Here is a 25,875-nt window from a genome sequence, read left to right as displayed (position 1 = left end):
TTAATTTTGCGATTTAAAGAATTCATATGTTTTTTTTATTCCTTCTTCCAAACTTACTTGGCTAGTCCAACCAAAAGCTTCAAGCTTAGAAATATTAACTACTTTTTGTTTCATTCCAGAGGGCTTCGTTAAATCATATTCGAAATCAACATCATACCCAATTACCTTTGCAATTATGGAATAGTAATCATCTATTGAATAATCATACCCCAGTCCAACATTAACGTTTTGAGGCATATTTTTAAAGTTTTTAATGGCATACCAAATAAAGTCTGCAATATCACCAGCATACATAAACTCCCTTCGAGATTTACCATTTCCCCAAATACTCACGCTTCTATTCCCGTTAAATTTTGCTTCATGTATCTTCCTAATTACAGCAGGTAACATATGTGAGTTCTGTGGGGAAAATTTATCATACCGGCCAAATAAATTACAAGGAATAACCGTTTTATAATTAAACCTGCTATCTGTTGAGCTAATATATTCACATAATTTAGTAGATACGATTTTAGCTAAAGCATAGCCCTCATTTGTGGGTTCTAATTGACCTGTTAAAATAAGTTCTTCCTTTAAAGGATTAATTCCATTCCGGGGATACATACAGGAACTTGAGATATTCATCAAATTATAAATGTTGTTTTCTTTGGCTCCAAGAATCAAATTTCTTCCCATATCCAAGTTTTTTACCAAAAACCCTACTGGATCAGCCATATTCGCTTGAATCCCCCCAACTAACCCAGCCGCATGTATAATAAATTCAGGTTTGTTGATTTTTAAATAATCATTTACTTCACTAAAATCCAACAAATTTAATTCTCTGCTTGATGGTTTTAATAAGGTATACTCATTTATTGAATGGTGTTCCAAAATATTCCTGCCAACCATCCCACTGGCTCCTGTCAATAAAACTCTCATTCTTTACTCAAAATAATTTTTAATCCCATAGCCTCCATCTTTTAAGTATTGATCCTTTTTCATCAACTTTAAATCACTCGTCATCATATCTTTTACCAAATCCTCTAATTCATATTCAGGAACCCAACCCAACTTGTTCTTTGCTTTAGAAGCATCACCAATTAATAAATCAACTTCGGTTGGTCTAAAATACCTTGGATCTATTGAAAGTATTTCTTGACCTATTCCTACCCGATAATTTGGGTTGCTACATGATTTTATAAATCCCTTTTCTTCTTTTCCAGCTCCCTTAAACTCTAATTCTATCCCTACTTGATTAAAACTCATTTTAACAAAATCCCTTACCGTTGTCGTTTTACCGGTAGCGATCACCCAATCTTCTGCCGTTTCTGCCTGTAACACCATCCACATCATGCGCACATAGTCCTTGGCATGCCCCCAATCACGCTGAGCTTCCAAATTTCCAAGATAAAACTTTTCCTGTAGCCCTAAGGCTATTCTTGAAACCGCCCTTGTAATTTTCCTAGTTACAAAGGTCTCGCCTCTTATGGGAGATTCGTGATTAAACAAAATGCCGTTACAAGCAAACATTCCATATGCCTCTCTATAGTTAACGGTAATCCAATACGCATACATCTTTGCCACAGCATACGGACTTCTTGGATAAAAAGGAGTAGTTTCCGATTGTGGAACTTCTTGTACCTTACCGTAAAGTTCAGAAGTGGATGCTTGATAAATTTTGGTTTTTTTTTCCAAACCCAAAAAACGTACAGCATCCAAAATCCTTAGAGTTCCTAAACCATCAGCATTAGCAGTGTATTCAGGAATCTCAAATGAAACGCGCACGTGGCTCATAGCAGCCAAGTTGTAAACTTCATCTGGTTGAACCTCCTTAATCAGGCGAGTTAAATTACTGCCGTCTGTCATATCTCCATAATGCAGATGGAAATTCTGGTTTTCTACATGGGGGTCTTCATAAATATGATCAATTCTATCCGTATTAAACAACGATGACCTTCTTTTTATACCATGAACTTGATATCCCTTTTTTAATAAAAACTCACTTAAGTAAGCACCGTCCTGACCTGTTACCCCTGTTATTAAAGCTACTTTTTTCATAATTTTTTATTTATTCCACAAAAATCCAGCACAACTTTGTTATTTAATAATTCAAGTTCTCTAAACTCTCTATGAGCTACCAAAAACACCACAATATCAGATTTTTCAACCGCTTCCTTATAATTTGTCAGTTTAAAAACTTTATGGGAATCTATATTTGGCTCAACAATGTAGTACTCTTCGTTATTTGCATTTTGCAGAACTTTCTGAACAATATACTTGGCGGGAGATTCCCTTAAATCGTCAATATTAGGTTTAAAAGCTAACCCCATAAGGGCAATGCTTGGCTTTCTTCCATTTACAAGCTCAAATTCCAATTTTGCTGCCTTAATCTTCTCAGCACACCAAAACGATTTATAATTATTAATTTCTCTGGCTTTACCTATGATTTGGGATTCCATTGGATAATCGGCTACTATAAAATAGGGGTCTACCGCAATACAATGCCCTCCTACACCACATCCGGGCTGTAAAATATTTACTCTTGGGTGTTTATTAGCAAGGTTTATTAGTTCCCAAACGTTGATGTCTGCTTTATTGCAAATTAAAGAGAGTTCATTTGCAAAAGCAATTTGCACATCTCTGGAAGAGTTTTCCACCAGTTTACACATCTCAGCTGTACGTGCATTTGTTTTATGCAAATCTCCTTTTATAAATTGACGATAAAAATCAACTGCTTTATCAGTCGACGGTGAATCAATCCCACCTATTACTCTATCATTATGAACCAACTCATACATCACATTACCGGGTAATACACGTTCCGGACAATAGGCAATATTAAGTTTTCCTTTTAATTCAGGGCGCTCAGAGTATATAAGACTCATCATTTTTTCTGTAGTTCCTATCGGAGAAGTAGATTCAATAATATAAAGATCGTCTTCTTTTAACAACGGAATGATCGCCTTTGTAGCAGCTTCTACAAAAGAAATATCCGGTTCGTTTTTACCTTTAAAAGGCGTCGGAACCACAATTAAATAGGTGTTAGCCTCAACTGGTTCTGTATCGGCTTTTAAATAACCTTGTTTAACCGCATTTGCAACAGCTTCATCCAGCTCCGGTTCAACAATATGGACCTTTCCTTCATTTATTGTTTGAACCACCTTGGGATTTATATCAACCCCATGAACATGAGTTTTGTTTTGTGCAATTAAAGCGGCGGTTGGGAGGCCTATGTACCCTAAACCAATCATTATAACACTAGGTTTATTTTCCATTCCTAATTTCTTGAAATATATTCTACAATACGTTCACAAGCTTTTCCATCTCCATAAGGGTTATGTAACTTACTCATACCCTGATAAGCCTCTTCATCTTTTAAGAGTTTTTCTGCTTCTGAAATTATACGCTCCTTATTTGTTCCTACTAAAATCACTGTACCTGTATCTACAGCTTCAGGCCTTTCAGTTGTGTCACGCATAACTAGAACAGGTTTGCCCAAACTAGGGGCTTCCTCCTGTACGCCTCCACTATCCGTGATAATTAAATACGATTGATTCATTAGCCATACAAAAGCAGGATATGATAGGGGCGAAATCAATCTAATATTTTCAACTTCACTCAAAAGCTCATATACCGGTTTTTGAACGTTAGGGTTTAAATGTACCGGATAAATAATTTGAACATTGGGGTTCTTAATTGCTACAACCTGAAGAGCTTTACAAATGTTTATAAAACCTTGCCCATGATTTTCTCTTCTATGCCCTGTTACTAAAATCAATCTTTTTGAATTATCCAAAGCTTTTTTTAAATCTTCGATTTCTGCGTCTTTAAAATCAGGAGATTCAACTTTTTGAGTACTAAATTGTAAGGCATCAATTACCGTATTTCCAGTAATCAATATGCTTTTATCACTAATATTTTCTCGTACTAAATTATCCTTTGAAGTAGACGTAGGTGAAAAGTGAAAATCACAAATTCTCCCGGTAACACTTCTGTTTATTTCCTCAGGAAATGGTGATAGTTTATTAAAGGTCCTCAGCCCTGCTTCTACATGGCATACCTTAGCACCAGAATAAAAAGCAGCTATACTTGTGGCCATGGTGGTGGTGGTATCGCCGTGGACATATACATAATCCGGTTTAAAATCTTCTAAAACCGGTTTTAGATTCGTAATAATATCTGCCGTTAATGAGTATAAATTTTGATCGGGCTTCATTAAATTCAAATCATAATCCGGCTTAATTTCAAAAAAACTGAGAACCTGATCTAACATTTCTCTATGTTGAGCCGTTATACAAACTTTTGTTTCAAAACGATCTTGATGTTTAAAAAACTCCTTTACCAAAGGCGCCATTTTTATGGCTTCTGGTCTGGTTCCAAAAACAATTAAGTTCTTTTTCTTCATTTATTAAGATTTGGCCAAAACACTATATTTAGGTCTGACTGCAAAAGTAACATATTTCTTGGTTTTATGGAGCTTTATCTTACTTATTAACCCATTCTCATCAATTATTTTTTTTGCAAAATCATACCAGGTCATTACGTCATCATCACAAAAGTGATGCAGCCCAAACTCGGCTTGTTTATTTTGAATCAAACTAATAATAAAATTACTCAAGTTAACAGTATTAGTAGGGCAGCCTATTTGATCTGCAGCAATAAAAAGTTCTTGTTCTGTTTTGGCCTTTTTTAAAATGGTTCTATAAAAATTATGGCCATAGATTTTACTATATAACCATGACGTTCTTACTATAAAATATTGATCTAAAATATCTTGAATATAGTGTTCTCCCAATAATTTCGATTTTCCATATTCATTAATCGGATTTGGTATATCATCTATTGTATAGGGGGCTTCTTTTTCGCCATCAAATACATAATCAGTCGATATATGAATTAAGACCGTTTTAGAGTCTTTACATGCCTCTGCTAAATTTTTCACCCCTTCCGCATTTACTTTAAAAGCTATTTTCGGTGTTTTTTCGGCCTGCTCTACATCGGTATAGGCGGCACAGTTTATACAGTAATCAAATTTATTGTTTAAAAAAAACTCTTCTAAAGCTACTTTATTTGCGATATCTAAAATAGTTTTGTTGGTGAAAACAAAACCCAGGTCTTGGTCATTATCCTTATAAAGTTCTTCAATGGTCTTTCCTAACTGTCCTCCTGCCCCGGTTACTAGAATCTTAGTCTTCATTATTGGTCACTATTTTAAACGGCTTTAGTTCCTGATCTTTTTCGGATAGTATCAAATCTGAAGTAGGCAACTCCCAATCGATATTCAAGGCTTCATCGTTGTATAGAATTCCCGATTCAGAACCTTTATTATAATAGTTATCACATTTATAGGAAAAAATGGTGTTATCTGCCAAAGCTAAAAACCCGTGGGCAAATCCCTTTGGGATATACACTTGCTTACGGTTTTCCTCATCTAAAATGATTGAAAAATGTTCTCCAAAGGTTGGAGAGGTTTTCCTTATATCTACACAAACATCCAATACCTTTCCTTTAAGCACACTTACTAATTTAGCCTGGGCAAAGTCCCCCTTTTGAAAATGTAATCCTCTTAAAACACCTTTTTTTGAGACAGAAATATTATCCTGTACAAAATGGGTTGCAATACCGGTTTTGCTTTCAAATACTTTTTTATTAAATGCTTCAAAAAAGCCCCCTCTTTTATCCTCAAAAATCTGAGGTTCTATAACAAAACAACCTTCTAAAAATGTTTCTGTTAATGTCATTATTTATTTTTCAATAGCCCTAACAACTTTTTACCATATCCACTTTTAAGCAGGGATTCTGCTATCGCTTTAAACTGATTGGTATCTATATACCCCATCTCATAAGCCGCTGCCTCAATAGATCCTATTTTTAAACCTTGTCGCTCCTCAATAACTTCAACAAATTGAGAGGCCTGCATTAATGACTGGAACGTTCCTGTATCTAACCAAGCCGTACCCCTATCCAATATAGACACATTCAACATTCCCTGTTCAAGATAGGTCTGATTTACATCCGTTATTTCAAGTTCACCCCTGTTGCTTGGGGTTATATTTTTGGCAATCTCAATCACCGAATTATCATAGAAATAAATGCCCGGAACCGCATAATTAGATTTAGGATCTTTAGGCTTTTCCTCTATTGAAATTGCTTTTCCATCACTATCAAACTCTACAACACCATAACGTTCCGGGTCATGCACTCTATAGGCATAAATAATGCCTCCCTCAGGATCGTTATTAGCCTGTAAGCGTTTTGCCAGGCCTGTTCCATAAAAAATATTATCGCCTAAAATCAGGGCAACTTTATCATCACCTATGAAATTTTCTCCAATTATAAAAGCTTCTGCCAGGCCATTAGGCTGAAGTTGTTCAGCATATTCAAACCTGCACCCATAGGTCTTACCATCTCCCAATAAATCTTTAAATAAAGGCAAATCTTTAGGAGTCGCTATAATTAAGATCTCGTTTATACCAGCATACATCAATGTAGATAAGGGGTAATAGATCATAGGTTTATCATAAATAGGCATCAATTGTTTACTTATTGACAAGGTTAATGGGTATAACCTTGTTCCTGACCCTCCTGCTAGTATAATTCCTTTCATTTCTGCTTATTTAGCATATTGCTTATCATAATAGGCTTGATATTCGCCACTAGTTACATGATCCAACCAATCTTTATTATTCAAATACCAATCTATGGTTTTTTCCAGGCCTTCCTCAAAGGTCACTGATGGTTCCCAACCGAGTTCTTCTTTAATCTTAGACGCGTCAATAGCATACCTTAAATCGTGTCCGGGACGGTCTTTTACATAGGTTATTAATTTTTCAGATGTTCCTTCATGCCTTTCCAATTTATCATCCATTTTCTGACATAACAACCTGACTAAATCAATATTTTTCCATTCATTGAAGCCTCCTATGTTGTAGGTCTCTCCATGTTCTGCCTTATGAAATACTAAATCAACTGCCTTAGCATGATCTTTTACATACAACCAATCCCTGGTATAGTTTCCGTCACCATAAACCGGAAGTGGCTTGCTATTCATAATGTTATTTATAAATAACGGAATTAATTTCTCCGGAAATTGATTGGGCCCATAATTATTGGAACAATTGCTAATAACATAAGGTAATTTATAAGTTTCCCCATACGCTCTTACAAAGTGATCCGAACTTGCTTTAGAAGCCGAATAAGGAGAATTTGGATCATAGGACGAGGTTTCCGTAAACAGGCCGGTTTCCCCTAAAGTACCGTAAACCTCATCTGTACTGATATGGTAAAACAGCTTACCCTTATAGTCTTCATTCCAGATATTTTTAAACGCATTTAAAAGATTAATGGTGCCAATAACATTTGTTTTTACAAAAGCCAAAGGGTCTTTTATAGATCGATCTACGTGCGATTCTGCCGCCAAATGAATAACCCCATCAAACCTATACTTATTAAATAGTGTATTTATATGGTTTTCATCAGTTATATCTCCTTTTATAAAGGTATAATTGGGCCTATTTTCAAGATCTTTTAAATTTTCCAGATTCCCTGCATAGGTCAGTGCATCTAAATTAAATATATGATAACCGGAATATTTCTTAACAAATAATCTTACCACATGAGATCCAATAAACCCCGCTCCTCCGGTTATTAAAATGTTCATGCTAAACCTTGTCTTTATAACGTTCTAAAAATTTAACAAAATGTAGCCCTAATAGTCCTATAAATGTGAGTATAGTTAATATAATCGCAAAATAGAGCTTTGGGCTCAGCTTCACTCCTAGAAACTCCTTTTTGTCATCTATGGTACCACTATCTTGTTTACTGGATGTAATTTCAACAATATGCTCTTTATCAACCATTCCTCTTTCTATCTCAACCAATTCTTGTCTCAGCTCCAAATCTTTGGTATGCAATTCAAACTCCTTAGTAGAGCTTCCAGTGTCCTTATTCTCAATAGTGATTTTGGCCTGAAAATCCGTATTGTTTTCTGCCGCTTTGACTATAGCCTTTTGGTAAACCGCCAACAAAGTATCTGACTTAACTAATGACCTATGAATTGCAGAAGCGCGTTCTTTTAGCTCATTTAAATCTTTACTTTGCTCCCGCTTAAAATAAGTATTGGAATTCACATTATCAATAATCTTATCAAAAACAGTTTTAAAATTATTGCGCTCTTTAGCTTTAATAGTTATCTGTTGATATCGGTGTTTGTAATCCTTTAAGTTTTCTAAAAAATTTTCATATTCTACTGTTTTTGCTACCGTGGTATCCAACGTTTGAAGATACTCATCAAACTCCTTAAGCTTTTCATTTTCACTAATAATAGACTTTATTTCAAAATCTGAAATGGAAGCCGCTTCTTCTGATTCAATTTCTAATACTTGTTGTAAGGTATTTATATCCTTTTGTCTGACTAAGTCATTATAATAACTAATTGCATTATACAGATTTTCTCCTGTATCATAATTCTGCTTAATGGTGATATACGATTTGTAAACCGGTTCTGAGGTTTTTTCTAAAACGGTGCCCAAACCTATCCCTAAAACTCCTGCAACAATCAGTTTTATAACGTGCTTCTTTACAAAAAACACAAACCATACAAAAGCTAAAAATAAGCTATAAAAAATATGGCCAATAAACTTGAATAACCTTTCAAAAGCATTGCCTATAAGTTTAAACAATTGTCCTAAATCCACCTCTTCAGATTGTTGTGGCTGTTTTGAATTTTCACTCATAATATTAATTAAGTATTTGTTCTAATATGGTTCTTGTTATTAAATAAGTAGGTCTTACTCCTGATGTCCCAAGACCACCAGATGCTAAAGTCGCTCCGGTTTCTAAAGGATTATCACTGGCATAATAGGCGTATCTTACCTTGACATCACTTCGTATACTTCCCCTGACTTTTGATGCGGCCTGAATAGCCTTTTGATAATGTGCTCCTTCCATCTCCAGGCCTATAACCTGCCATGTTGAATTGTAAAAGAACTTTAGTATATCCTTATTTTGTAATGAGGTCCCTAAAACGGTTATCATAGCTCCTTCATAAACCGCAACCCCCTGACCTTCCAAATCTTCTTTTTTAAGCTCATTGTTAAACGGGTAATTATCAGCAGTCCCTTCAAAAATATGTGCTGACGGTATCATAATGTCACCCTTGCCGCCTTCCAGAATACCTGCTTTACCCATAATAGAAACAGATTCAACATTTAAGTAAATTTCATTGCCATTTACTTTATAGGGCTTCATAAGCTCATCAATGGTTTCGTAAGCCTGCTCACCAAAAGCATAATCCATAACCAATATCACCGGTTTTTCCTGACTTAAGACGGACTCTGAAATACGAATGTCCAATTTGGATATATCCATTTTAGAAGTATCAAAAATTTGAACATCTATATTGGCCCGCGAAGCGTCTTTAATATAAATCATACCATTTTGTAGCGCTTCTTTTTCCACTTTTTTTCTTAAACTCTCATTTTCTTTTTGGCTTAATGATTCATAAATGGCAAAAATATCCTTTTTTTGGGTTTTTGATTTCAAGGTTTTAACAGCAAACAGCGTATTCATCACACTGTGCATATTGGCACTTATTATATGAATTGGCCGTTCAAGTAGATCTGCTTTATATAATGTTTCTTTAATGGTATCGGCCCATATTTCGCCATGAATATGATGCCCTATGCGCTCTCTTAAAACCGGGCTAAAGGTTACAGTTCTCTTATTATTATTAACCAATTCTTCTATGGCTAATTTACCCAACCAGTAAATAATATGCAGAAACCTTTCCGACTGCGTTTTTAAAGCAAACGATTCATAAATACCATTAAGTTCATCAAAGGTTCTCCCTAAAATATTAGCGGCATGTGTTAAAGCTATTTCCCGTTCTTGTAAAGTGAGTTTCTTTTTTGATAACACCACTTTCTCAAGCTTCATCCAATCTCTGGTGGTAGCGCCTTCTTCATTAATTAAAACACGATTACCTATTTTATGAGATTCAATAAACAGAAAGGTTAAATGCGTTAAAATATCATAGATTTCAGATCGCCCTCTAGTAATCTCAATATTCATCTGTTCATCATCTATCCTATAGCAATTCCGACGACGTTTTTCCGGGATAATGGGTTTAAAATGAGAATTTGAATAGCCTTCATCACTGGTGAGGTTAATAAAAGTACACTCTTCAATACCTTGAGGTAATCGGTCTATAACATACAACAGGCCTTCAAGCTCTGCTTTTTCTTCTCCTACCGAACCATAAATTTCCGGCCTTAAAAGTAATAAGGCTTGCCTTAAGGTTTCACCGGAAATCCCCATAGGTTTATAAAAGCCCCTGTTGAATAAATGACGCATGGTAATATACATCCGCTCAATAGCGTTTGAGCTCTCCTGAGCTCTTGTTCTTACGTGATGTTTCTTGTTACTCATGTGTCCTTAAATTCTTGCCAAAGATACTATTATTTATATCAATCTGCACTGGAAAAATGGTCGACAATTTTTCTGTCGTTTGACAATCTGGGGAGCTTGTTTTGCCCGCCCAATTTTCCAACGGATTTCATATAGCCCTGAAACCCTCCTTTTTTAACTTTACTTATTTTAAGGGGCTGTAGCACTTTACCTTGAATTAAATCAAAGTAATAGGTGTTTTGTCTTTGTAAGGACTCATCTATCCTTGTTGCTAATCCAGACAGATCTTCGGGCCCGTTCTCAAACTCTATAAACCACTCGTGGTAAGGCAACCCCTCTTGGGGGTTGATCTGTGGTGCTACAGTAAATTCCGAAACTCTTATATCTGTATTTAGCGTTGATTCCTGCATGGCTTGCTCTACCTCTTTTCCTATAACATGTTCTCCAAATGCTGAAATAAAATGCTTAATTCTTCCGGAGACTACAACCTTGTATGGCTTTATTGATGTAAATTCTACGGTATCCCCTATATTGTATGCCCAAAGGCCTGCATTTGTAGAAATGATCATTACATAATTTACACCTACCTCAACATCTGCAATAGTGATGCGTTTTGGATTTTCATTAAAAAACTCATCAGCTTTAATAAACTCATAAAAAATGCCTGAGTTTAGTTGCAACAGCATTCCTTTCTCGTTCTGTTTGTCTTGAAATGCAAAAAAACCCTCACTGGCAGGATAGAGTTCTATACTATCCACTTTACGGCCTATTAAATTCTCAAATTTAGCGCGATACGGTTCGTAATTAACGCCTCCAAAAATGAATAAATTAAAGTTTTTAAAGATGTCGCCTACTTTTTCACCTGTTCTTTGCTGAAGCTTTTCAAAATACATTTGCACCCATGATGGAATTCCTGAAATGACTGTCATATTCTCCGGTAAAGTCTCTTCTACTATAGCATCAACCTTTGTCTCCCAATCTTCAATACAATTGGTGTTCCATGAAGGCAACCTGTTTTTTTGGAGGTATTTTGGTACATAATGAGCTACAATGCCTGATAATCTCCCTAATTGAACTCCGTTTTGTTCTTTAAGAATCGGGCTGCCCTGTAAAAAGATCATCTTACCATTTACAAACTGACTTTTGCCTGTTTCATGAATATACATTAAAATAGCGTTTCTGGCGGCCTCAACATGACTGGGCATACTGTCTTTAGTAATGGGGATATACTTTGATCCTGAAGTGGTCCCTGATGTTTTTGCAAAATAAATAGGTTTTCCCTTCCAAAGTATATTCTCTTTTCCTGCTACAACTTTATCCACATAGGGCTTAAGTGCTTCATAATCCCTAATGGGTACACGTTTTACAAAATCTTCATGATTATTTATACTTACAAAGTCATGGTCCTGGCCAAATTCAGTTCCTGCAGCTTGTGCAATAAGCTCCTGAAAAACGGCTTTTTGGGTTTTAATGGGAGTATTGGCCCATTTTTGAATTTTCTTATAGATACGTTTTGCAAATGGTTTTGCTAAAGCCGGTTTTAGTGAAATCATTTATTTAAAATCTATAAAGTTTGTTGGATTGATTGGATAACCATCATTCCAAAGTTCAAAATGTAAATGCGGCCCGGTAGATAGCTCCCCTGTGCTTCCAGCTGTGGCAATAACTTCTCCTGCCTTAACCAGATCCCCTTGCTCTTTGGTTAGCGAGGCATTGTGCTTATACACAGAAATTAAGCCATAGCTGTGTTCTATAATAATGACATAACCTGTACTGGCTGTCCATTCTGCAAAAATAACAACGCCATCGGCTGTTGCCTTAATTGGGGTGTCTTTAGCCACAACTATATCTACAGCATAGTGTTTTTCTTTAGCATTGTATGGTTCGCTTATTTCGCCACTCACAGGTGGAAATAACACAAAGTTTGTAGCTGATGTAGCTGATTCAAATAAATTATACTTATCCTCTTTATCTACTTTTTCCCGTAAAAGTGAATCTTCTGCAATAGGAGCTAAATTCACCTCACTGGCTTCAAGTTTTGCGGCTTCAACAATAGAATCTTTATTAAAACCTACTGCGCTTACATCACCGGTCAATACTTTTCGAATAGACTGATAATATCTGTCATTCATAAAAATAACCTGCTGCAGAGAATCTGTTTTAAAGCTCAGTTCTGTAGCTTTCTTTTTTAAAGCTGTTGAAGAATAGCCGGGAATATACTCTCTGAGTGGAGTGAAAGCAATCAATAAATACGTTAACAAGATAAAGAATACAGCTATCAGAGAAGCCATTACAAATACATTTAAGCGTGTTAATTTAAAGGTAAGACGCTCTTCAAATGTATTTTCATTAAGTATGACCAAACGATACTTATCCAGTAATTTTCGTCTTATTTTTTTGGGTTTCTTTTTCTTCTCTGCCATGTGAAAACAAAAATAAATAGAATTTATTAAAAAGTGAGGTTCTTTAATTAAAGTCTGACAGTATAAAATCTAACTGCCAATCACTAAAGTTATACATAAAACGGTTTTTATTAAACTTTAATTATTAACTTTGTTTTTTTAAATCATTATTATGAGCTTATATATGTTACCCTTAGCCATAGGACCCTGGCAAATTGCATTAATTGTTGTTGTTGTTTTATTATTATTTGGAGGTAAAAAAATACCTGAATTAATGCGTGGATTAGGAAGTGGTATCAAAGAGTTTAAAGATGCCAGTAAAGAAGAAGATAATGCAGAGGATAAAAAAGAATAACATCGAGATTTATTTATAAAAAAAGACCAACAATTATGTTGGTCTTTTTTATTACCCTTAATTTTTTTATCATTCTATTTTTACTGATTTAATAATAGACTCCAATTCCAACATATAGTTTCTTTTTTCAACTGAAGGCGCAAAGGCAAAACCTTCAATAACTATCCAACGGTTATTAATTTTATCCTCAATGGCATAATTAATAAACGGCCCGCCCATAAAAGCATTCTTGACTCTCCAAACACCCTTGGTTTCAAAAGTTGGTTTATTGTCTAAAATAGTTTCGTCTATAAAAGGTGTATAGGCATTTTGTGTAGACATATATGAGTTTTCAACAGGGCCTTCCACATATGTTTTGCCAATAGAGTCTCTAATTTTAATAATTTGACCTACCACACTATCATTTCTTTTTATAGCATCCAAAGGCAGTTCATAAATCATCAAGTTATTTGTTCCGGTTGTGATATTCTTTCTAATCCAGAAAAAATTATCAGTCTCTTTAGCTATTCTATAAATAGAAGCAAACTGAATGGTTAGTCCTAATTTTTCTTTGATAGATTCAAAACTATGAGGTGATTTTGCCATTTGTCTCTGTCTTTCTGCCAACTCCATGTTTTTAAAGGTCTCCACAATCTTAGCTTCATTTTTAACAATAACACCTATAATTTCCTGTTTACTTTTACCAGAAACCACAATAACTTTTTGCGGTTTGGCATAGACATCATCCAAAATTTTAATGTGAGCTTCTTTGCTGGTTTCAATTTTTAAAACGGTCCTGTTTTTTGTGACAAACCCTGAAAATACTGCCGGAGGAATTTGGCTAATTGTAAACGTAGGTTCATCTTGTGGCAATCCATAAACAGGTTTTGCCAAGACCCCTCTAATCGCTTCGCCAACGCTACCATTCCACAGTTCATTCTCAGTGACCACAGATACATTGTTAATGGCTCCAGAGGCATCAGGAAGGAACTTATCTTTGGGTTTTTTCTTGTCTCCACAAGACGTTAATAAAATTAAGGACAATACTGATAAAAGAATATATCGCATAATATGTTTTCGTTTTTAGGAACTTAGCCTTTAGAAATTTTAAGCCTCATTCCCGGTTTTAACTTAGTACCACTAATACCATTCCAATCTTTAATATTTTGCACAGAAACTCCAGGAAATTTTTGAGAAATACTCCATAATGAATCTCCATTCTTTACCGTATAGGTAATAGCATCGCCGGATATAGGCTTTGTTTTTGTTGTTTTTTGTGTAGACTTTGAAGAGGCTATATAAGGTTTTCTAGGGTAAATGGTTAAGCGCTGACCTATTCTTAAATTATTATTCCTCAAGCCATTCCACCGTTTAATATCACTTACTCTAACACCATATCGTCTTGAGATTTTCCCTAAATAATCTCCTGATCTAACAGTATATCTTATTCTGTCGTTAGCCTTGAAAAACTGGGGTAATGGCTTTTCACGCTTATCAAACTCCTCTTTGGCAAAGGCATATATTTTGTCTTCATTATTTACAAATTCGCCAATCACATTAACGGGTAATCTCAGCACGTAATTTTCCTCTTTTATAAACGGAATAATATCCAGCTTATATGATGGATTTAAAAACTGAAGTTCTTCTATTGGTGTTCCCGTCACCTCCGATACCTGATCAAGTGTAATCATTTGCTTAACCTTTACTGTATCTGTTTCAAAATATGCAAATTCCGGTTTAGATTTGACAAATCCATGTTCCTCGGCATATTCAAAAATATACATATTGGCTAAAAAGGCCGGTAAATACCCTGCAGTTTCACGTGGCAGGTTATGCCTGATATTCCAGTAGTTCTGATATCCTCCGGAACGCCTAATAGCTTTGGTTACATTCCCCGGGCCTGAATTGTATGCTGCCAGTGCTAAATCCCAATCGCCAAAAATCTCATAAAGCTTAGCCAGATATTTAGCAGCGGCTTCTGTAGACATTATAGGGTCACTACGCTCATCAACATAGCTACTGACATCAAGCCCATACATTTTACCAGTACTAAACATAAATTGCCATAAACCTGTTGCACCTACTCTGGATTTTGCTCTTGGTTTTAATGCCGATTCAACAATGGCTAAATATTTTATTTCTAAGGGGATATTGTGTTTGTCTAATTCTGATTCAAACATTGGAAAATAAAATGCACTTAAAGTCATTAGCTTTTGCAACAGTTTTCTTCTGTTCTTTAAGTACGATTTTATGACACTTTCTAAAGATGGATTATACGCTACATTGAAAGGGGTTTTGGCATCCAACTCTTTCAATCTTTTTTTTAATGTGTCTGTTGGTAGTTCCTGATATTCAACAGGTTCAAAATTTAATTCGGTAACCGATTTGTAAATGGTATCAAACAGGGCATTACTATATAATTCCTGGTGCCATTTTTCATCATATTTGGCAGCCAATTCCATATCTTTCAGTTTTTTTACGGAAAGGCTATCTGTTTCAACGCCTATAGCTTTAATATTTTGAGAAGCTCCATCAAATATGGAGTCTTTATTTTGAAGGTCTGGAACAATAACAGTATTCTTAATCTTATCTTTTTTTGATAAAACAGAATCTTGTACTTGCGAAAAACAAGTACTTATATTGAGTAGTAGTAGGGTTGTAAAAAAACGAAAAGCCATAAAATCTATTCTAAAGAACGATATTACGGCTAAAATCGTATTTTTTAAGCTAATTTGAAAGCTTAAATGTTTATTATTCCAAAATAGCAGCTATTCCCGGAAGTGTTTTACCTTCTAAGCTTTCTAACATAGCACCTCCACCGGTACTTACATAACTCACTTTATTTTCAAAACCAAATTGCTTAACTGCAGCGACGGAATCACCGCCACCTACTAATGAGAATGCTCCATTTTTAGTAGCTTCTGCAATTGAATTTCCTAATTCAATGGTTCCGTTTGCAAATTTTTCCATTTCAAAAACCCCCAGAGGCCCATTCCAAAGAATAGTTTTACAAGCCATAACTACATCATGAAATTGTTCTCTGGATTTTGGTCCGGCATCAACACCTTCCCAACCATCAGGAATCACATCAATATCAACAATTTGTGTATTGGCATCATTACTAAAAGCATCGGCAGCAATTGTATCAACTGGAATATGTACCTGTACATTTTTAGCTTTGGCCTGCTCTAATATGTCTAAAGCCAAGGCCATTTTATCATCTTCACAAATAGAATTTCCTATTTTTCCGCCTTGAGCTTTTACAAAAGTAAAGGCCATACCTCCTCCAATAATCAAATGATCTACTTTATCAAGAATATTTTCTATAATGGTGATCTTTGAAGACACTTTAGCTCCACCTAATATTGCCAGTACCGGTTTTTCACCTGTTTCCATTACTTTTTTAATACTTTCTATTTCCTGAGCTAATAAGTTCCCAAAACATTTTCTCCCTTCAAAGAACTGGGCTACAATAGTGGTTGAAGCATGAGCTCTGTGTGCTGTACCAAAAGCATCATTCACGTAAATGTCTCCTAATTTTGATAACTTCTCTGCAAACTCAGTATCTCCGGCGGTTTCTTCTTTATAATAACGCAGGTTTTCCAATAATAAAATCTCTCCCGGCTCTAAGCTCGCCACCGCAGCTTCAACATCAGCTCCAATACAGTCCGGCACAAACTTAACCCCAACACCTAAAATATCTTCTACTTTAGCCACAATATGTTTTAATGAAAACGCCTCTTCAAACCCTTTAGGACGTCCTAAATGTGACATCAAAATACAACTTCCGCCATCTTCTAAAATTTTTATAATTGTTGGCTTAGCTGATATAATTCTTGTGGCATCAGTAACTTCAAAATTGTCATTCAAAGGCACATTAAAATCTACACGGATAAGTGCTTTTTTATTTTCGAAATTAAATTCATTAAGAGTCTTCATTGTGATATGTTTTTGTCTTTTAACTGTTTGATTCGCAAATGTAACTAATTATAGAAAGCAAAAAAATGCGTTTTTTCACGAAAACGTTTGAAGTCAAAAAGATTTTTATAAAACTAGTCTGTATGGGCTTGATCCAAACTAAATCCGGAATCAATTAGTAAAACAAGTTCTTTTATGTTTTCAGAAATTACCTTTTTCATGTTCTTCTTCATAAGGGGTTTCATTATAATCCCAAAGGGTTTAAAGTCTGCAAAAACCTGAATGTTCATTTTAGTATAACCTTCTTCGGTTTCTTCTAATACAAAATAATTATTAAAGCGCTTTGTGAAAGGAATTTTAGTAGTCGTTTCACCATATACCAATTGGTTTTTTTCAACGGCTTTTGTAACTGTTGTTTGCTCTATATTACCATTTTTTTGAAATAAACATTTGTGCTTTTCACCAATTCTATTGACTCTGTTTTTATCATATTCCATTTTATCCACACCTTTTACCCAAAGTAACCTGTAATCAAAATTGCTAATAACTTCATATAGATCATTAGCGGGCATTTTTATGATTTCAGATTCATCAAATAATTTGTGTTTAGGAACATCTTCGGGGATAGGCTTTACTTCAGGTAACTGTTCTTTTAAAGGCTTGAGCGCCTTATAGCTAAATGTTATCGTTCCAAAATCATAAGTTGTTGTGATCTTTTTATTGTTTTCTACAGGACATACATCTTCAGTAAAAACAGCATATTCATCAATAGGCACCTCATTTTTTAGTAATCTATGGACTTTTATAACATTGCTTCCATAAGGTTTTTTAGAATCTTTTACTGTAATAAATTCTATTTCACCGTAGTGTACTACAAACTTCAACTTTAAATTATACGCTGAAGAACATGCTCCACAATTACAAATACGTTGATATTCATAACGTTTTAAATGCGTGTGAAACGCTAAATACATAGACTCAATTTGATGCTCTAAAGCAGAAACATCCACTTCTTCCACAAGTTTATACAAAAACAGGGCATCACCTTCAATTTCTGCCAATTGCAATGCCATAGTGTTGCTGTCTATCAATAATTCCAAAAGCTCAGAAATTATATGCCGACTATGATTGATATCTGTATGGTGTACAAATTCAGTAAATCCGGAAATATCAGGAATAAAAAGAATAGCGTTTTGAGTCATTTTTTATCTATAGGCATTCATTTACACTATAAAAATAAGTCGATTAATCTTTAATTTGTTACAAGATAATGTTAAAAATGTGTAGGTTTGTTTTATGCTTTTTGAAGATATTTTAGGCCAGGAACATATAAAGAAGCACTTAACTCAAAGTGTAGACAACGGCAGAATTCCACATGCTCAGTTATTTGTAGGTAATGAGGGTTCCGGAACCTTACCTATGGCTCTGGCTTATGCCCAATATATTTTATGCTCTAATTCAGGAGGGGAAAATACTACCGGAAACGAATCCTGCAATTTAAAATTTAAAAACTTTTCACATCCGGATTTACACTTTGCGTTTCCCGTTACTACAAGTGATAAGGTAAAAAGCAAACCGGTGTCTAGTTTTTACCTAGAAGAATGGCGTCAATTATTAAATGAGCAACCCTATGGTAACCTCTTTGATTGGTATAAATTACTTGGTGTTGACAATAAACAAGGGCAGATTGGTGTTGATGAAGCGCATGAGATTGTAAAATCACTTACTTTAAAGTCTTATGAAGGCGGATATAAAGTGATGCTGATTTGGATGGCTGAAAAAATGAATATTGCCTGTGCCAATAAACTTTTAAAGCTGATTGAAGAACCTCCTAATAGCACGATATTTCTTTTAATTGCTGAAGATGAAGAGCAGATTATCAGCACCATAAGATCACGCTGTCAGATATTGCATTTTCCTCCTCTGGCTGAAGATGTTATTAAGGAAGCTTTGGTAAAACAGTATAACCTGGAATTGTCTGTAGCTACAAAAATAGCACACCAATCAAACGGAAATTATAACAAGGCCTGTGATCTGGTCTATCATGACTCTGAAGATATTCAGTTTGAAACCTGGTTTGTTTTCTGGATACGCAGTGCTTTTAAAGCTAAAGGTAATAAAGCGGCTATTCATGATCTTATTTCCTGGAGTGAAGATATTGCTAAAACAGGGCGAGAAACACAAAAACAGTTTCTTAATTTCTGTTTAGATTTTTTCCGTCAGGCTTTGTTATTGAACTATAACGCTACAGATTTAGTGTTTTTAGAGCCTAAAACCGAAAAATTTAAGCTTGAAAATTTTGCGCCTTTTGTTCATGGCAATAATATTATGGATATTAGTAACGAGCTACAAGACGCCATTTATCATATAGAACGTAACGGGAACTCTAAAATCATATTAACGGATTTATCTATAAAACTTACCCGGTTATTACATAAAAAAGAGGGGTAATCTCAACATTCCCTTAGCTAGATAATTTGAAAATCTTTATAAAATAGACGAGAAACCTCAAAACTAATGCGATTTCTCGTCGCTCATACTTCGCTCAGTCGAAATGACATAACTTTTTATTGAAATGTATAATTCACCGTATCAAATTCAGAAAGCCTAAAATAGCCTAAGGCATAGTTATCTGGTGTTGTTATATTTATACAGTTACCTTTAAGTTGTACAGGAACTGCACTAAACGGATCTCCTCCGCTATCATATTGTTCAATTAGTATTTTGATATAGTTATAATAGGCTTCAGAAACACCATACAATGAAAGATCTACGACATCTCCCGGATTAAATTCTGCCTGGTCATCATTGTCATCTCTTTCTTTTTCAAAAAAACTATCTAATTCATTTCCGTTTACAAACTCATCTGAATAGTCTTCCAATTCATGAAATAAATCGCCTTCTTCAATAAACTTTAACAAATAATAATTCTCTTCTTCTTCCGGATCATCCCAAAACATATAAACAGCCAAAACATCATCATAAAAACCACCTTCCAAAGTTTGCTCTACCCTTTTAATTGGTGAAACAGGTTTTAATGTTTCGGTTGCTATATACATTTCGTTATTATAAATAATTTCAAGCGTATACCTATCATTAATCACCGGAACAAAGCTTGAAATATTATAGGATCCGTTATTCATGTCAGTGAAAATGTATTCTGCACTAGTGTCTGTGTTTGTAATTTTCACCTGAGCACCTGTAACGGGCTGGCTTTTATTAGCATCAAAATAAGGCGCGGAAGTGCTTAATCGAATGGTTTGATTGTTACCTGTGGTACCCTTTTCCCAATCTAAAGATGCTTCAACAACTAATCTTGGTTTGGCAGTAGGCACTGAAACATCTATGACATCCTGGCAAGATGTAATTCCGGCTACCACTAATATTAATAATGATTTTATATATGATCTCATGGTATTAAAATTTAAAATTATAGGTTATTGAAGGAATAATGCCAAAAATGGCTGTTCTGGTAGCTTCGTTTTGACCGGTATCTTGGTTTTCCTCAAAAGTAATTGATGCTGCATTTTTACGGTTATAAACATTATAGATACCAAAAACCCATTCGCCTTTCCATCTTCTACTTGGTTTATTATTGGGTTTAAAAGTGGCAGAAAGATCTAATCTATGATATGCCGGTAGCCTGCTTTCATTCCTATCAGAATAGCTAGCTATTGATAAGCCTTCATATTCATACTGTCCGTCTGGATATGTTACGGGTCTACCTGTTTGATATACAGCGTTAGCACTAAAGCGCCATTTATTGTTTAGTTTATAGCTTCCTGTTACTGAAAAATCGTGTGTTCTATCATAAGGCGTGTTATACCATTTTCCATTATTAATTCCCGGCCCTCCGGCATCGCCACCAAGTGTTCTTTGTTCTGATTTAGACCAGGTATATCCAAACCAGCCTGTAAACCTTCCTTTGTTTTTTCTTAGCAAAAGCTCCACCCCATAAGCTCTGGCTTCACCATTTAATATCTCTGTTTCAATAGTGTTGGTTCCTATCAGGTCTGAACCATCTATATAATCAATTCTATTGTCTATTGTTTTATAATAAGATTCCAGTTCTATTGAAAATATATTGTCTTTAAAATTCTTATAATATCCTAATGCATATTGATTGGATAACTGCGGTTTAATATACTTTCCACTAGGAGTCCATACATCTACCGGAGTTACCGCAGATGTATTGGATAACAAATGCATATATTGTGAAGATCTGGTATAGTTTGCTTTAATGGATTCTGATGAATTTAATTGATAAGACAGCCCCAACCTTGGTTCCAGGTTATTAAAGGTTTTTATACTTTCATTTTTCTTGTAAAATGTTTCACCAATAGCTTCTCCTCTCTCATAAATTCCTAAAGTACTATTATAAACAACAGGCTTATCATCTAAATAGTCTGTAACATACTGTCCGCCCAGCCTATTAAACCTACTATAACGCAATCCATATGAAGCTGTTAATTTATTGGTTAGCTTATGCTCAGCGCTTGCATATAACCCGCTTTCAAAAGCTCGTTTCTGATCTAATTTTAAATAGTTAATTGGCGATGTTTCTGATGTTGGTTTCACCTCTCCCGGATTCAAATTGTGAAAGATTCCACTAACACCAAAATCTATTTTCAATTTATCATTTACATAGTATCCAAAATCGTATTTTAAATTATAATTCTTAATATCTGCAATCCAATCTAATTCTGCAAAACTCAACACAAACCTGTAATCATATTTACTGTAAATTAATGATAGATTAGAAAAAAGCTTATCATTAAAAACGTGATTCCACCTTAAATTTCCGGAAGCATTACCATATTCATTTTCAACGATATTTGATAAATCAAACTTATCTCTTCCAAAGTATCCTGAAAGATATATGCGGTTATTTTTATTTATGGCGTAGTTAGCTTTAAGGTTTAAATCATAGAAAGATACTTTATCATCTTTAAGGTCTTCTATAGTTTTCATAAACAGGTGTGCATAAGATGACCTTCCTGCTATTAAAAATGAGCCTTTATCTTCAAACAAAGGTGCCTCTATAGCTAACCTACTGGAAATCAACCCAACACCTCCTGTAGCCGTGAATTTTTTACTGTTACCATCTTTTTGATGCACATCCAAAACGGATGATACGCGTCCCCCAAATTTAGCGGGGATATCTCCTTTATAAAGTTTAACATCTTTAATAACATCTGTATTAAAAACGGAAAAGAATCCAAAAAAATGAGAGGTGTTATAAATTATGGCTTCATCAAGCAAGACCAGGTTTTGATCTACAGCACCTCCCCTTACATTAAAGCCTGCAGTACCTTCGCCATTATTAGTAACACCGGGGAGCATTTGAATAGATTTGATCACATCTACCTCACCTAAAACAGCCGGCATTTGCTTTATGGTTGCAGCCTTTATTTTAGAGACTCCCATTTGTGGTTTAGCAATATTTACATGTTCTGCCTCTTCGGCAATGATAACAATTTCATCCAATTGTTCTGAAAGCTCTTCAATTTCAAAATCAATAACCTGATCCTTACTTAAAATAATCTCTTTTTCAACCTCTTTATACCCCATATAAGAGACAACAAGTGTATAATGGCCTTCTTGAGCCGTTAAAGAATAAAATCCATAAGCGTTTGTTATGGCTCCATTACTGGTCCCCTTAATTAGCACTGTGGCTCCTAATAAGGTTTCTCCGTTTTTAAAATCTTTAACTACACCTCTTATACTATAAGTATTTTGAGCAGTTAAAGTTGTGACTAATACCAGACACAACACTAATACAATGTTTCTCATTTTAACTTTCTGTTTTTATAATTAGATGACTAATTCATAGACAACCCAAGTTTGATAAGGTTGCATTGAAAACTAAAACGCAAAGAAAATTTGAATATTTACTGTTATTATCCTAAAAAACAAGGTTTGGAGTGAAACAGGTATTTTTGGAGTGGAATAAGAATTATATTTAATTTTTAAGAGCGAGTTCTCTATTGATTTGGTCTAAATACGACTTAGATATAGGCACTTTAGCATGTTCTGTATTACTAATAACCAAAAAGTCTTTACCCTGGCTTTTAACTTTATGCTCAACGTTTAAAAGGTTAGTAGCGTAAGATCTATGACACTGTTTTATGGGCAAATTTTTTGTTTGATTTAAGAAGCTTTTCAATCTATTTCTAGTGATATGTTTCTTTATTCTTCCTTCTTTTAAATAGTGAATTAAAACATATTGATTACTGGATTCAGCAAAAAGAAAGTCTTTTAGTTCTAACGATAAATCAAGGTTATCATTTTCATCTTTAATATGGAGGAGCTCAGTTTTTTGGCTTTTACTAAATTTACTTTTATAACGTTTTAGCTGTTCTCCCAATTCTTTAAGTTCATCATTGAGGTTTTTAATAACTATATAAATAATACATCCAAAAAAAGGGAATAGTAAAATAAGAGTTGCTCTAAAATAGTTTTTAATCTGAAAAACTATGTTTAATTCTTTTTCAAAATCATTTCCTAAATCGGGAATAACAAATGAAAAACCAAAATAAACTAAAATTAAGCCTAACGGTTCCAATAAGAACCATCCCATATACTTCTTTATGGTTACATGTTCAAAGCCAAACAGTTTTCTGGCAAAAAATTGAGAAAAAGAAAGAGCTATAAAAGTACTAAGGCCTATTGACAAAAAGAAAAGCACTATGTTTATAAAAGGGTTTACCGGGTTTTCAATCTCTTCAGAAAGGCCATAGGGTAAAAATAAAGCCAAAAAAATAAGAGGAAATATGGTTGACACTATTACATAGATCCATTTATTTTTATTAGAATCAAAAAAATTAAAGGGTAGATTTAGAAAAGTATCAATCTTCATCTAAAAAATTTACAAGGTAAAACGAATTAAGCTCATGTGAGTTCAACATTACAAATTTATAATTTAATTGATAATCAGGCATTTGGAGTGAAATTAATTAAAAACAAATCACAAATAACTGATTATCAATAAATTACATTGTATTCATAATTATTTAACAGTTTGTATAAAAAAATAAAGCCAGCTAAATAAGCTGGCTTTATCAATTTTCTATTTACTAAAATATATATTATTCAGCCTTTTCATAATCAGCATTCAGAGCTTTTAAAATAGTCTGTGTTAAATCGTTTTCATCTGTTCCATAAAGTACAGATGCTGCCGCGTCACTTGTTCCTAAGATATATGTATACCCATTAGATTTTCCGTAACCTTTAACAAAATCTTTTACATTAATAATTATAGAATCTATTTCAGATTGAAATGCTTGTGTAAGTTGCTGTTGCTCAAATTGCATTTGTTGTTGTAGTAATTGTTGCTTTTGTTGTAACCCGGCCATTAATTCCTGAGCCTTAGTCTGAGATGATTTTCTAGCTGTAATTTGAGTTTCCTGAACTTCTAGTTCAAAGGCTTTACCAATGCTATCTGCTTTCTTTCTAAAGGCTTGTTCTTTGGTTTGAAACTTTGCCTCAATATCTTTCTTTTTTTGAAAATCATTAATCACAGTACTATTATCTACATAACCAATTTTTTGTTGTTGGCAAGATGTAAAAGCTATTGCTATTAATGCAACATAAAATATATTTTTCATTTCTTTATTTTTTAATCGGCACAAATGTAACAAAGTATCTTAAAAACAGGATGAGAATTGGTTTGAAATTAACTTATAAGATATAGTTATAGTAAAAAAACATATAATAACTAATGCTTATTGAAAACAAATTCAAATAAAGCCTTTTAAGCCCTCTTTGAAAAAACCACTAGTATTTATACTTTTTTAAGGTTTTAAGCTTAAAAACAATCTTTAAATTGCGTTTTAGCTTTTTTTAATGACATAAATTAAAGAAGAAGCTTCTTTTGACAGAACCGCTTTAATGTTTGAAAGTAGTCCTATGCAAATTCCTTTTATAGGATTCATTTTTCCTGTCTTATATTTTTCAGAAAGCATACTCACATAAAATGCATCAAACCACATAGGTTTTACTTTTTTAAGTTCTAACCTATATTTTCTTGTCAATTTTAAAATAGATTCCTGGTTAAAATGCCAAAAGTGTCTGGGAACATCATAAGCTGCCCAAAACTGTTTATAATATTTTGCATCATAACTTTTATAATTAGGTACAGCAATAATTAAAAAGCCATTAGGTTTTAAAAGTTTTCTAAAAACTTTAATATGGTTTTCTAAATCCGGAAGGTGTTCTAAAACATGCCAAAGTGTTATCACATCAAAACTATGATCTTCAAACTTCAAAAGTTCTTCTATTTCAAAAACAGAGTTATTAGTTTTTGTATTTGCAATTTTTCTAGCCTGTTCATTTGGTTCTATTCCAAAAACCTTCCAATTATTGTTCTGGGCGGTTTGCAAAAAATCTCCTGTTCCACATCCAACATCTAAAAGTTTTTTCTCCTCTCCCTGAAATGAATTAATTAAATTCAATTTACTTTTAAGAGCAATACCTCTTACTACATGATACACTTTCTCAAACAGATTTCGTTTTGAATCTGTATGCGAAATATAATCTTCACTTTGATAATACTCCTGAAGTTTATTTGAAAGCGGTTGAGGCATGGTCTCTAAAAAACCAAACTCTTTGTTTTCAATTAAGTCAAATTCTTCTCCCGAAACAGAGTAATCTTTTACTCTTAAATGTATCTGATTATTATTAGTCACAAGTAATTGAATAGAAACTTTATTATAAAAAAGACCTTTTAGCTACGTCTAAGACCATATTAAATATTAATTAAAATATGCTTAAAAAGCATACAACAAAGAACATCAAACTTTATGTTCCACGTGGAACGTTTTTTAAAAATATCTA

23 protein-coding genes are annotated in these 25,875 nt (G+C 34.0%); 2 read left to right on the top strand and 21 right to left on the bottom strand.

Translation table 11 applies throughout. The features are described from left to right. From VOI54_RS04660 to VOI54_RS04605, 12 genes are read right to left on the bottom strand one after another with little or no spacing between them, the layout of a single operon-like run. Positions 1-918 (bottom strand): GDP-L-fucose synthase family protein, encoded by a 918-nt coding sequence (locus tag VOI54_RS04660; protein ID WP_326281553.1) that lies wholly within the window; start codon positions 916-918, stop codon positions 1-3. Positions 919-921: 3 nt separating this feature from the next. Continuing rightward, on the bottom strand, positions 922-2,037 hold the full coding sequence (gene gmd, locus VOI54_RS04655) for a GDP-mannose 4,6-dehydratase (protein WP_326281552.1): 1,116 nt from the start codon (positions 2,035-2,037) through the stop codon (positions 922-924). Then, the gene (wecC, locus tag VOI54_RS04650) at positions 2,034-3,254 is read right to left on the bottom strand and encodes a UDP-N-acetyl-D-mannosamine dehydrogenase (RefSeq protein WP_326281551.1); all 1,221 of its coding nucleotides are present in this window, start codon (positions 3,252-3,254) and stop codon (positions 2,034-2,036) included. The genes gmd and wecC overlap by 4 nt, the downstream gene beginning before the upstream one ends. 2 nt (positions 3,255-3,256) lie before the next feature. Then, positions 3,257-4,384 (bottom strand): non-hydrolyzing UDP-N-acetylglucosamine 2-epimerase, encoded by a 1,128-nt coding sequence (wecB, locus tag VOI54_RS04645; protein ID WP_326281550.1) that lies wholly within the window; start codon positions 4,382-4,384, stop codon positions 3,257-3,259. Positions 4,385-4,387: 3 nt separating this feature from the next. Then, the gene (gene rfbD / locus VOI54_RS04640) at positions 4,388-5,176 is read right to left on the bottom strand and encodes a dTDP-4-dehydrorhamnose reductase (protein ID WP_326281549.1); all 789 of its coding nucleotides are present in this window, start codon (positions 5,174-5,176) and stop codon (positions 4,388-4,390) included. Next, entirely contained in the window at positions 5,166-5,720 is a 555-nt protein-coding gene (gene rfbC, locus VOI54_RS04635; RefSeq protein ID WP_326281548.1) for a dTDP-4-dehydrorhamnose 3,5-epimerase, read from the bottom strand. Before rfbC ends, rfbD begins: the two co-directional genes overlap by 11 nt. Further along, complete coding sequence (gene rfbA / locus VOI54_RS04630) at positions 5,720-6,586, bottom strand: glucose-1-phosphate thymidylyltransferase RfbA (RefSeq protein ID WP_326281547.1); 867 nt, start codon at positions 6,584-6,586, stop codon at positions 5,720-5,722. The genes rfbC and rfbA overlap by 1 nt, the downstream gene beginning before the upstream one ends. Positions 6,587-6,592: 6 nt before the next feature. After that, positions 6,593-7,639, bottom strand: coding sequence for a dTDP-glucose 4,6-dehydratase (gene rfbB / locus VOI54_RS04625; RefSeq protein WP_326281546.1), 1,047 nt, complete (start codon positions 7,637-7,639; stop codon positions 6,593-6,595). Position 7,640: 1 nt separating this feature from the next. Next, positions 7,641-8,714 carry a hypothetical protein gene (locus VOI54_RS04620; RefSeq protein ID WP_326281545.1) on the bottom strand — a complete coding sequence of 358 codons (1,074 nt, stop codon included), beginning with the start codon at positions 8,712-8,714 and terminating at the stop codon, positions 7,641-7,643. Between the two features lie 4 nt (positions 8,715-8,718). Continuing rightward, positions 8,719-10,407, bottom strand: coding sequence for a DUF6909 family protein (locus tag VOI54_RS04615; RefSeq protein WP_326281544.1), 1,689 nt, complete (start codon positions 10,405-10,407; stop codon positions 8,719-8,721). A gap of 38 nt (positions 10,408-10,445) precedes the next feature. After that, positions 10,446-11,939, bottom strand: coding sequence for a GH3 auxin-responsive promoter family protein (locus VOI54_RS04610; protein ID WP_326281543.1), 1,494 nt, complete (start codon positions 11,937-11,939; stop codon positions 10,446-10,448). After that, positions 11,940-12,809: a M23 family metallopeptidase gene (locus tag VOI54_RS04605; protein WP_326281542.1), complete on the bottom strand. Its 870-nt coding sequence runs from the start codon at positions 12,807-12,809 to the stop codon at positions 11,940-11,942. It abuts the gene before it with no gap. A gap of 151 nt (positions 12,810-12,960) precedes the next feature. On the opposite strand from VOI54_RS04605, the gene tatA reads away from it, so the two are divergent. Further along, complete coding sequence (gene tatA / locus VOI54_RS04600) at positions 12,961-13,143, top strand: twin-arginine translocase TatA/TatE family subunit (RefSeq protein ID WP_326281541.1); 183 nt, start codon at positions 12,961-12,963, stop codon at positions 13,141-13,143. A 69-nt stretch (positions 13,144-13,212) separates the two neighbouring features. On the opposite strand, the gene VOI54_RS04595 is transcribed toward tatA, so the two are convergent. The 4 genes from VOI54_RS04595 to VOI54_RS04580 form a co-directional block, all read right to left on the bottom strand. After that, positions 13,213-14,190 (bottom strand): DUF4837 family protein, encoded by a 978-nt coding sequence (locus VOI54_RS04595; protein ID WP_326281540.1) that lies wholly within the window; start codon positions 14,188-14,190, stop codon positions 13,213-13,215. A gap of 23 nt (positions 14,191-14,213) precedes the next feature. Further along, positions 14,214-15,800 carry a LysM peptidoglycan-binding domain-containing protein gene (locus VOI54_RS04590; protein WP_326281539.1) on the bottom strand — a complete coding sequence of 529 codons (1,587 nt, stop codon included), beginning with the start codon at positions 15,798-15,800 and terminating at the stop codon, positions 14,214-14,216. 73 nt (positions 15,801-15,873) lie between these two features. After that, a complete protein-coding gene (locus tag VOI54_RS04585; protein WP_326281538.1) occupies positions 15,874-17,061 on the bottom strand; it encodes a phosphoglycerate kinase in 1,188 nt (395 codons plus the stop codon). Between the two features lie 113 nt (positions 17,062-17,174). Further along, complete coding sequence (locus VOI54_RS04580; protein WP_326281537.1) at positions 17,175-18,242, bottom strand: DUF2652 domain-containing protein; 1,068 nt, start codon at positions 18,240-18,242, stop codon at positions 17,175-17,177. Between the two features lie 94 nt (positions 18,243-18,336). Between VOI54_RS04580 and VOI54_RS04575 the strand changes: the two genes are divergently transcribed. Then, positions 18,337-19,491 (top strand): DNA polymerase III subunit, encoded by a 1,155-nt coding sequence (locus VOI54_RS04575; protein WP_326281536.1) that lies wholly within the window; start codon positions 18,337-18,339, stop codon positions 19,489-19,491. Positions 19,492-19,607: 116 nt separating this feature from the next. Here VOI54_RS04575 and VOI54_RS04570 read toward each other — a convergent pair whose 3' ends face one another. The 5 genes from VOI54_RS04570 to VOI54_RS04550 form a co-directional block, all read right to left on the bottom strand. Next, positions 19,608-20,453, bottom strand: a complete 846-nt coding sequence (locus VOI54_RS04570; protein WP_326281535.1) for a DUF4249 domain-containing protein — start codon at positions 20,451-20,453, stop codon at positions 19,608-19,610. 4 nt (positions 20,454-20,457) lie between these two features. Next, positions 20,458-22,833, bottom strand: a complete 2,376-nt coding sequence (locus VOI54_RS04565; protein WP_326281534.1) for a TonB-dependent receptor — start codon at positions 22,831-22,833, stop codon at positions 20,458-20,460. Positions 22,834-23,002: 169 nt separating this feature from the next. Then, entirely contained in the window at positions 23,003-23,899 is an 897-nt protein-coding gene (locus VOI54_RS04560; RefSeq protein WP_326281533.1) for a LytTR family DNA-binding domain-containing protein, read from the bottom strand. 229 nt (positions 23,900-24,128) lie between these two features. Continuing rightward, positions 24,129-24,647, bottom strand: a complete 519-nt coding sequence (locus VOI54_RS04555; protein ID WP_326281532.1) for an OmpH/Skp family outer membrane protein — start codon at positions 24,645-24,647, stop codon at positions 24,129-24,131. A 225-nt stretch (positions 24,648-24,872) separates the two neighbouring features. Then, positions 24,873-25,727, bottom strand: coding sequence for a class I SAM-dependent methyltransferase (locus VOI54_RS04550; protein ID WP_326281531.1), 855 nt, complete (start codon positions 25,725-25,727; stop codon positions 24,873-24,875). Between the last annotated feature and the right edge of the window lie 148 nt (positions 25,728-25,875).

This window comes from Alterotamlana spongicola (assembly GCF_035818475.1).
Lineage (GTDB): Bacteria > Bacteroidota > Bacteroidia > Flavobacteriales > Flavobacteriaceae > Cognatitamlana.
This window is presented reverse-complemented; position numbering and strand designations above follow the sequence as displayed.

Excerpts from the sequence above, each read along its gene's own strand:
- VOI54_RS04620 (WP_326281545.1), bottom strand. The coding sequence starts at position 8,714 with ATGAGTGAAAATTCAAAACAGCCACAACAATCTGAAGAGGTGGATTTA.
- VOI54_RS04580 (WP_326281537.1), bottom strand. The coding sequence starts at position 18,242 with ATGACTCAAAACGCTATTCTTTTTATTCCTGATATTTCCGGATTTACT.
- VOI54_RS04595 (WP_326281540.1), bottom strand. The coding sequence starts at position 14,190 with ATGCGATATATTCTTTTATCAGTATTGTCCTTAATTTTATTAACGTCT.
- VOI54_RS04575 (WP_326281536.1), top strand. The coding sequence starts at position 18,337 with ATGCTTTTTGAAGATATTTTAGGCCAGGAACATATAAAGAAGCACTTA.
- VOI54_RS04555 (WP_326281532.1), bottom strand. The coding sequence starts at position 24,647 with ATGAAAAATATATTTTATGTTGCATTAATAGCAATAGCTTTTACATCT.
- tatA (WP_326281541.1), top strand. The coding sequence starts at position 12,961 with ATGAGCTTATATATGTTACCCTTAGCCATAGGACCCTGGCAAATTGCA.
- VOI54_RS04585 (WP_326281538.1), bottom strand. The coding sequence starts at position 17,061 with ATGAAGACTCTTAATGAATTTAATTTCGAAAATAAAAAAGCACTTATC.
- wecC (WP_326281551.1), bottom strand. The coding sequence starts at position 3,254 with ATGGAAAATAAACCTAGTGTTATAATGATTGGTTTAGGGTACATAGGC.
- VOI54_RS04565 (WP_326281534.1), bottom strand. The coding sequence starts at position 22,833 with ATGAGAAACATTGTATTAGTGTTGTGTCTGGTATTAGTCACAACTTTA.
- wecB (WP_326281550.1), bottom strand. The coding sequence starts at position 4,384 with ATGAAGAAAAAGAACTTAATTGTTTTTGGAACCAGACCAGAAGCCATA.
- VOI54_RS04610 (WP_326281543.1), bottom strand. The coding sequence starts at position 11,939 with ATGATTTCACTAAAACCGGCTTTAGCAAAACCATTTGCAAAACGTATC.
- VOI54_RS04590 (WP_326281539.1), bottom strand. The coding sequence starts at position 15,800 with ATGGCTTTTCGTTTTTTTACAACCCTACTACTACTCAATATAAGTACT.
- rfbB (WP_326281546.1), bottom strand. The coding sequence starts at position 7,639 with ATGAACATTTTAATAACCGGAGGAGCGGGGTTTATTGGATCTCATGTG.
- rfbA (WP_326281547.1), bottom strand. The coding sequence starts at position 6,586 with ATGAAAGGAATTATACTAGCAGGAGGGTCAGGAACAAGGTTATACCCA.
- gmd (WP_326281552.1), bottom strand. The coding sequence starts at position 2,037 with ATGAAAAAAGTAGCTTTAATAACAGGGGTAACAGGTCAGGACGGTGCT.
- VOI54_RS04660 (WP_326281553.1), bottom strand. The coding sequence starts at position 918 with ATGAGAGTTTTATTGACAGGAGCCAGTGGGATGGTTGGCAGGAATATT.
- VOI54_RS04605 (WP_326281542.1), bottom strand. The coding sequence starts at position 12,809 with ATGGCAGAGAAGAAAAAGAAACCCAAAAAAATAAGACGAAAATTACTG.
- VOI54_RS04615 (WP_326281544.1), bottom strand. The coding sequence starts at position 10,407 with ATGAGTAACAAGAAACATCACGTAAGAACAAGAGCTCAGGAGAGCTCA.
- rfbC (WP_326281548.1), bottom strand. The coding sequence starts at position 5,720 with ATGACATTAACAGAAACATTTTTAGAAGGTTGTTTTGTTATAGAACCT.
- VOI54_RS04560 (WP_326281533.1), bottom strand. The coding sequence starts at position 23,899 with ATGAAGATTGATACTTTTCTAAATCTACCCTTTAATTTTTTTGATTCT.
- rfbD (WP_326281549.1), bottom strand. The coding sequence starts at position 5,176 with ATGAAGACTAAGATTCTAGTAACCGGGGCAGGAGGACAGTTAGGAAAG.
- VOI54_RS04570 (WP_326281535.1), bottom strand. The coding sequence starts at position 20,453 with ATGAGATCATATATAAAATCATTATTAATATTAGTGGTAGCCGGAATT.